The 4,372-nt window shown below is 34.7% G+C and carries 6 protein-coding genes and 1 pseudogene; 6 read left to right on the top strand and 1 reads right to left on the bottom strand.

The window, feature by feature from the left end; translation table 11 throughout:
• A pseudogene (locus RHOW815_RS06970) lies at positions 1-187 on the top strand (IS5/IS1182 family transposase); the annotation flags it as partial.
• Between the two features lie 87 nt (positions 188-274).
• Here RHOW815_RS06970 and RHOW815_RS06975 read toward each other — a convergent pair.
• Positions 275-520: a hypothetical protein gene (locus tag RHOW815_RS06975; protein WP_215217598.1), complete on the bottom strand. Its 246-nt coding sequence runs from the start codon at positions 518-520 to the stop codon at positions 275-277.
• Positions 521-923: 403 nt separating this feature from the next.
• Between RHOW815_RS06975 and nrdR the strand changes: the two genes are divergently transcribed.
• Genes nrdR through RHOW815_RS07000 form a run of 5 tightly spaced genes read left to right on the top strand, consistent with a single transcriptional unit; the run spans position 924 to position 4,222 of the window.
• Positions 924-1,397, top strand: a complete 474-nt coding sequence (gene nrdR / locus RHOW815_RS06980; protein ID WP_215217599.1) for a transcriptional regulator NrdR — start codon at positions 924-926, stop codon at positions 1,395-1,397.
• Positions 1,398-1,410: 13 nt separating this feature from the next.
• Positions 1,411-1,776, top strand: coding sequence for a TraR/DksA family transcriptional regulator (locus RHOW815_RS06985; RefSeq protein WP_215217600.1), 366 nt, complete (start codon positions 1,411-1,413; stop codon positions 1,774-1,776).
• Entirely contained in the window at positions 1,777-2,286 is a 510-nt protein-coding gene (gene lspA / locus RHOW815_RS06990) for a signal peptidase II (protein WP_215217601.1), read from the top strand.
• Positions 2,283-2,987 (top strand): hypothetical protein, encoded by a 705-nt coding sequence (locus RHOW815_RS06995; protein ID WP_215217602.1) that lies wholly within the window; start codon positions 2,283-2,285, stop codon positions 2,985-2,987. The genes lspA and RHOW815_RS06995 overlap by 4 nt, the downstream gene beginning before the upstream one ends.
• On the top strand, positions 2,975-4,222 hold the full coding sequence (locus RHOW815_RS07000) for a nicotinamide-nucleotide amidohydrolase family protein (protein ID WP_215217603.1): 1,248 nt from the start codon (positions 2,975-2,977) through the stop codon (positions 4,220-4,222). The genes RHOW815_RS06995 and RHOW815_RS07000 overlap by 13 nt, the downstream gene beginning before the upstream one ends.
• Positions 4,223-4,372: the final 150 nt, after the last annotated feature.

Here is a 4,372-nt window from a genome sequence, read left to right on the forward strand (position 1 = left end):
CTTTAACAAAACAAGACAAAAAAATAATCAATTCCTTTCCAAAGAACGTGTAATTAATGAAAATGCTATTGGTCTGCTTAAGCCATTCAAAATTTTAGCTGATCGTTATAGAAATAGACGAAAAAGGTTTGGTCTTCGGTTCAATCTAATTGCGGGCATTTATAATCTGGAGCTAAATGGGTTTTGAAAGAGGTCTAATGCTTTACTGCAAAAAAAGCTGGATGGGTTTTTTCATCCAGCTTTTTCCCTTCTTTAACTCCCCATGCGCATAACCTTATCCTGGTAAGGTAATTCCCCATGATGAGAGGGGCTCTTTTGGGCAAGCACAACTTGTAAGACCTGCATTTGTTATTCTGTCGTAGATGAACCCTCCGATAGGCATTCCCATGCTAAGGCCTATTACAAGCGTAGCTGCTGTTATAAGAAGGGGTTTTTTGTTTTCTAGAATAGAAGTGATCAAAGAGGGTTTATACGGTATAGAAATTCTCACAGTGTGTGTGTCTGTACTGACTGTTGTCATAAATCCTTCCTTGCTTATAAATTATAAAATTTAAATTTATTAGGTTAATTTGTATGTTTTCTAAAGACAAAGGGTTTTTTACACGTAACTTGTTTACATATAATTTAATACAATTAAAAAACAAGATTAAAATTAAATTGAGAATAGTTTAAACAATTTATAGAAATTTTTCCGGTCTCATAAAATTCTCTAAATAAAAGCTTGTTTTAAAAGCAATTTGTATGTTTAGAAGGATTAAATATTTAAAAAACGCAAAAAACAGGCTGATTGGAATCTGTTTTTGGGATAAAATAGAGCTTTAGATAATAGGTAAAAAAATAAAAAAACTTGTTATGTATATAAAAGCATTAGAATAGGTAAAATTTTTCTAGGCTCTATAAAAAATTTAAGCGTGATATAACATATGCATTGTCCATTTTGTGCTTGTGAAGAATTAAAAGTTACTGATTCTCGAAATGTAGCGGAGAGCAATGCTGTTCGTAGAAGAAGAGAATGTTTGTACTGTTTACGACGTTTTACCACTTTTGAAACAGTAGACTTAACAATTCAAGTGAAAAAAAGAGATGGGCGATATGAAGATTTTTGCCAGGATAAGCTTATTAAAGGTTTAGATGCAGCTTGTCGCCATACGCGCATCAGTCATGATCAGTTAAGAACTTTGGCTTACAAAATTACCTCTGATTTAATGGAGCGTCAAATTAGAGAGGTCACTACTGCAGAATTAGGGGGGAGTGTAATGCAACATTTACAAGAACTAGATAGCATTGCCTACATTCGATTTGCTTGTGTTTATCGGCGATTTAAAGATGTCAATGAATTAATCGATGCCATTGAGGATGTTAGCCCCAAAGATACGATTCACTCAACAGAAACATAAAAAGAGGATGTTTATGGTATTAACTAAGGAACAAATTACTAAATTTAAAAATCGTCTAGAGGAGTTAAAAGCTCAAATGACGCATCTGATTCGTGATACGATAGAAGATGTAAGAGCAACTGATGAAATTAAAGGATATTCTCAACATCAAGCGGATGAAGGAACCGATGATTTTAATCGAACAATTAATCTGCAGCTAAGCGGAAATGAGCGAGAGATTTTGCAGAAGATTGAAATTGCTTTAGATAAAATTGATCAAGGAACTTATGGGACTTGCGATCTTACGGGCGAGGAAATCCCCTTAAAGAGATTAGAAGCAATTCCTTATGCAAACACAACTGTGAAAGCTCAAGAGATGCTTGAAAAAGGATTATTGTAAATGGCTTTTAAGATGAGTTGGAAGTTAAGTCTTTTAGCAATATCTATTTTTCTATTCGATGCGCTTTTAAAAATGTATGTGCATTACTTTGTGACACCCATGAACTTCTGTTATTTTCCTTATGGAGGAATAGGGGTTTTTCATGCACTGGGTATAGAATTTGTAATTACACATGTAATCAATAAAGGCGCTATGTGGGGGCTTTTTGCTAACTGCCAGTTTTTATTAGTCTCTATTCGGATTTTTATTATCGCAGCCCTTGGATATTATTTGTATGTAAAGCAGATAAGTAATTACCGTACAGTCTGTTTGATGCTGATCTTAGCAGGAGCTGTGGGAAATGTTTTCGACTGTATTATTTACGGTCATGTTATCGATATGTTTTGCTTTATTTTTTGGGGATATGTCTATCCTGTTTTCAATATCGCAGACGCTGCTATTTTTTGTGGAATTTTAATGATGCTATTAGAGACTACCTGCTTTAAAACGGTTGCGAGCTCTTTAAAATGACCATTTTTCGTATCAGCTCTCCTATTCAAGAAGGTCTTCTTCAGGTTTCCAAATGGATTAAAGTACAAGTTCTTTTAGATCAAGAAGAGATCGTAGATTTATTCAAGCAGCTAGATCCTTTTTATCTTGTAGCAGTTAGCAAACCTGTAAAAGAACAAAGCGCTCTTTTAGCACAAAATGATTTTCTGCAAGTTTACTTAGAGTATGTTCAATTATTAAAAAAAAGTAAGTTTGTTCAAGGTAGTTATTTTAGAGAATGTTTTTCCTGTGCAATGACGCGTTCTAAAGAAGTATTTTATGCAATGCCCGTATCAGAAAAGCGACTTTTAATCAAACCAGTTTTGCCAGTTATTCAAATGCAAATGCATCAGTTTTTATTCTCTTTTACGGAGAAAATATTTTATCCTATGGTTTTGGGCCAGAACACCGTTAGCTGGGGGATTCAATTTTCTTATCCACAATTTTATCAAGATCCTAAGACAAAAGAAATCACACGAGTTATTAAGAAAGACTTATTTCCTAATACGGAATTATTTGCTCTTTTAATGAAATGGGTGAGACAATTCACTATTCCTACTCCCTTTTTGGTAGGAGAAGAGAGAATCAATGCTACTATTCGAATAGGCAAAAAATGTATGAGTTGGATTCATTCGCATCCACAACTACAACAGTTAGGGATTAAAGTGCTATGTCTGGATTGAAGATTGAAATTATTACTATTGGCAAAGAGCTTTTGGATGGCCGTATTGTAAATAGAAACGCAGCATTTATCAGCGCTCGTTTGTTTAAATTCGGTTATACAGTGGAGCGTCATACAACATTTTCAGATGATCTTCAAATACTAAGGAAAGGACTACAAGAAGCTTATGAGCGCTCAGATCTTGTAATCATTACAGGGGGATTAGGGCCCACTTTAGATGATTTAACTAGAATAGTCGTAGCTGAAATGTTTCATTGTAAGTTGTCTGTGAATGCTCTAGTAATAACTGATCTACAGAAGCGTTTTGGAAAAGAATTAGATATGCTACAAAACCAAGCTACAATTCCAGATAAAGCTCAACCTTTGCTCAATTCTGTAGGAATAGCTCCCGGATTACTTTTTCTTACAAATGATAAGATGGTGGTTTGCTTTCCCGGCATGCCTGCAGAAATGCAGCCTATGTTTGTGAATACATTTCTTCCTGTTCTTCAAGAAAGACACCCTCCTTTGCATAAACATGAGGTCTATTTGTATGCATGCTTCTTTAAAGAAAGTCAGATTGATCCCATTTTAAGGGAGTTACAAGCTCAATTACCGGAATTGGAAATGGGTATTTATCCTTCTTATTCTCATGTTACTATTATGTTGTCTAGTGAAAATAAAGCTTCATTGGAATATGCAGAAGAACTGCTCAAAGTCCAGCTAGATTCTTTTTTATATACAGCAGCAACAGGTAAAATTGAAGAGGCGATTCATAACTGGTTTATCAAAGAAAAAAAAACACTTGTTTTAGCAGAGTCCTGTACGGGAGGAACCATGGCTAGTTTGCTCACAGCTATTAAAGGGGCATCCGAATTTTTTTTAGGCTCTTTTGTAACCTACTCTTCTGCTCTTAAACAGCACATACTAGATGTACCTAAAAAAATCCTAGAAACAAAAGGCACCATTAGTGCCGAATGCGTTCTTGCCATGCTAAATGGCGCCTTAGAAAAAAGCCAAGCAGATGTAGGATTGGCTATTTCAGGCATAGCAGGCCCTACCAGTGACAGCTCTCATGAGAAGATAGGGACTATGTGGGCCGCTATGCAAGAAAAAGGGAGCAGTCCTTATGTTTTTAGATTGCAAATTACAGGAGATCGTCAAACAATTATTTTAAAAACAGCTTATTCCTTATTTGGTATTTTATGGCGTAAATTGGCTAAAAATATACCTCCACCTCAGGGTACAGGACATTAAAAGAGTAATTTGAATTTTTCTGGAAATTGTCCATTCCTTATTTTCCGCAGTCCTTATTATTGAAGCTATATTAAAAAAAATCATCTCATTTTTAAGTAAATTTTGTTTAGTTTTTGACAAACTAGAACATTCATTAACCTAATTTTTGAT

It is taken from the genome of Candidatus Rhabdochlamydia sp. W815 (assembly GCF_018642185.1).
Taxonomy (GTDB): domain Bacteria; phylum Chlamydiota; class Chlamydiia; order Chlamydiales; family Rhabdochlamydiaceae; genus Rhabdochlamydia; species Rhabdochlamydia oedothoracis.